This window comes from Neisseria sicca VK64 (assembly GCF_000260655.1).
GTDB lineage: Bacteria > Pseudomonadota > Gammaproteobacteria > Burkholderiales > Neisseriaceae > Neisseria > Neisseria sicca_B.
In genome coordinates this window covers 1-3145 of sequence record NZ_AJMT01000120.1, presented here as the reverse complement: position 1 = coordinate 3145, position 3145 = coordinate 1, and the positions used below count along the sequence as shown (strand labels likewise).

4 protein-coding genes are annotated in these 3145 nt (G+C 48.4%); all 4 read left to right on the top strand.

Features of this window, described 5'->3' with window-relative positions; genetic code table 11:
• Positions 1 to 223, top strand: a 223-nt coding sequence (gene rpsL / locus HMPREF1051_RS07400) for a 30S ribosomal protein S12 (protein WP_003766543.1), incomplete at its 5' end; no start/stop codon positions are given.
• Positions 224 to 340: 117 nt separating this feature from the next.
• Positions 341 to 811 (top strand): 30S ribosomal protein S7, encoded by a 471-nt coding sequence (gene rpsG, locus HMPREF1051_RS07395; RefSeq protein WP_003745196.1) that lies wholly within the window; start codon positions 341 to 343, stop codon positions 809 to 811.
• Positions 812 to 829: 18 nt separating this feature from the next.
• Entirely contained in the window at positions 830 to 2935 is a 2106-nt protein-coding gene (gene fusA / locus HMPREF1051_RS07390) for an elongation factor G (protein ID WP_003760496.1), read from the top strand.
• 88 nt (positions 2936 to 3023) lie between these two features.
• On the top strand, positions 3024 to 3145 hold a 122-nt coding region (locus HMPREF1051_RS07385; RefSeq protein WP_002253002.1), incomplete at its 3' end, for a GTP-binding protein.

The window sequence follows — 3145 nt, the reverse complement described above, 5'->3', positions numbered from 1 at the left end:
TAAAGTATGTAAAGTTCGCCTGACCAACGGTTTTGAAGTGATTTCATACATCGGCGGTGAAGGTCACAACCTGCAAGAGCACAGCGTCGTACTGATTCGCGGCGGTCGTGTAAAAGACTTGCCAGGTGTGCGTTACCACACTGTACGCGGTTCTTTGGATACCGCAGGTGTTAAAGACCGTAAACAAGCCCGTTCTAAATATGGTGCTAAGCGTCCTAAATAATTACAGGGACTTAAATAGGCACGTCGGCCGCCTAAGCTGAACAACGGCCGAGTAAGTGAATACTCTATTGGGTATTCATGGGAATTGACCCGACTGAATAGATTAAAGGAAATTAAAATGCCAAGACGTAGAGAAGTCCCCAAGCGCGATGTGTTGCCTGATCCTAAATTCGGCAGCGTTGAGCTGACTAAATTCATGAACGTATTGATGATTGACGGTAAAAAATCTGTTGCCGAACGTATCGTTTACGGTGCATTGGAGCAAATTGAGAAAAAAACCGGCAAAGCAGCAATCGAAGTATTCAACGAAGCCATTGCAAACGCCAAACCTATCGTGGAAGTGAAAAGCCGCCGTGTGGGTGGTGCAAACTACCAAGTTCCTGTTGAGGTTCGTCCTTCACGCCGTCTGGCTCTTGCAATGCGCTGGGTTCGCGATGCGGCCCGCAAACGTGGTGAGAAATCCATGGACCTGCGTTTGGCAGGCGAGTTGATTGATGCGTCCGAAGGTCGCGGCGGTGCGTTGAAAAAACGTGAAGAAGTACACCGCATGGCTGAAGCCAACAAAGCATTCTCTCACTTCCGTTTCTAATTTTGAAAGGCTAATAAAATGGCTCGTAAGACCCCGATCAGCCTGTACCGCAACATCGGTATTTCCGCCCATATTGACGCGGGTAAAACCACGACTACAGAACGTATTTTGTTCTATACCGGTTTGACCCACAAATTGGGCGAGGTACATGATGGCGCGGCTACTACCGACTACATGGAACAAGAGCAAGAACGTGGTATTACCATTACCTCTGCTGCCGTTACTTCCTACTGGTCAGGTATGGCGAAACAATTCCCCGAACACCGTTTCAACATCATCGATACCCCGGGACACGTTGACTTTACCGTAGAGGTAGAGCGTTCTATGCGTGTATTGGATGGTGCGGTAATGGTTTACTGCGCGGTGGGTGGTGTACAACCGCAATCTGAAACCGTATGGCGTCAAGCCAACAAATACCAAGTGCCACGTTTGGCGTTTGTAAATAAAATGGACCGTCAAGGTGCCAACTTCTTCCGCGTTGTCGAGCAAATGAAAACCCGTTTGCGCGCAAATCCAGTACCTATCGTCATTCCGGTAGGCGCAGAAGACAGTTTCACCGGTGTTGTTGATCTACTGAAAATGAAATCCATCATCTGGAATGAAGCCGATAAAGGTACAACCTTTACCTATGGTGACATTCCTGCTGAATTGGTTGAAACTGCTGAAGAATGGCGTCAAAACATGATTGAAGCCGCAGCAGAAGCCAGCGAAGAATTGATGGACAAATACTTGGGCGGCGATGAGCTGACCGAGGAAGAAATCGTAGGCGCATTGCGTCAACGTACTTTGGCAGGCGAAATTCAGCCGATGTTGTGTGGTTCCGCATTTAAAAACAAAGGTGTTCAACGGATGTTGGACGCAGTTGTAGAATTGCTGCCTGCTCCTACCGATATTCCTCCGGTTCAAGGTGTTAACCCTAACACTGAAGAAGCCGACAGCCGCCAAGCCAGCGATGAAGAGAAATTCTCTGCATTAGCGTTCAAAATGTTGAACGACAAATACGTTGGTCAGCTGACTTTCATCCGCGTTTACTCCGGTGTCGTGAAATCCGGTGATACCGTATTGAACTCTGTAAAAGGTACTCGTGAACGTATCGGTCGTTTGGTACAAATGACTGCTGCAGACCGTACTGAAATCGAGGAAGTACGTGCTGGCGACATCGCAGCCGCTATCGGTCTGAAAGACGTTACTACCGGTGAAACCTTGTGTGCAGAAAGCGCGCCGATCATCTTGGAACGTATGGAATTCCCTGAGCCGGTAATCCATATTGCCGTTGAGCCGAAAACCAAAGCCGACCAAGAGAAAATGGGTATCGCCCTGAACCGTCTGGCTAAGGAAGACCCTTCTTTCCGTGTCCGTACAGACGAGGAATCCGGTCAAACCATTATTTCCGGTATGGGTGAGCTGCACTTGGAAATTATTGTTGACCGTATGAAACGCGAATTCGGCGTGGAAGCGAATATCGGTGCGCCTCAAGTGGCTTACCGCGAAACCATCCGCAAAGAAGTTGAAGCCGAATACAAACACGCCAAACAATCCGGTGGTAAAGGTCAATACGGTCACGTTGTGATCAAAATGGAACCTATGGAGCCGGGTGGTGCAGGCTACGAATTTATCGACGAAATTAAAGGTGGTGTGATTCCTCGCGAATTCATTCCGTCTGTCGATAAAGGTATCCGCGATACCCTGCCTAACGGTATCGTTGCAGGCTACCCTGTAGTTGACGTACGCGTACGTTTGATCTTCGGTTCTTCACACGACGTTGACTCTTCTCAACTGGCCTTCGAATTGGCTGCTTCCCAAGCCTTCAAAGAAGGTATGCGTAAAGCCAATCCTGCTCTGCTTGAGCCAATCATGGCAGTTGAAGTGGAAACCCCTGAAGAATACATGGGTGACGTAATGGGCGACTTGAACCGTCGTCGCGGCGTCGTATTGGGTATGGATGATGACGGTATCGGCGGTAAAAAAGTCCGTGCCGAAGTACCTCTGGCAGAAATGTTCGGTTATTCGACCGACCTGCGTTCTGCAACCCAAGGCCGCGCTACTTACTCTATGGAGTTCAAGAAATATTCTGAAGCTCCTGCCCACATAGCTGCTGCTGTAACTGAAGCCCGTAAAGGCTAATCAGGCAAATAGGTCGTCTGAAAGGCTGAAATGATTTTTCAGACGACCTCTGTTCTTTAATCGATCTTTAATGTAAAGGAATTAGCTCATGGCTAAGGAAAAATTTGAACGTAGCAAACCGCACGTAAACGTTGGCACCATCGGTCACGTTGACCATGGTAAAACCACCCTGACTGCTGCTTTGACTACTATTTTGGCTAAAAAATTCGG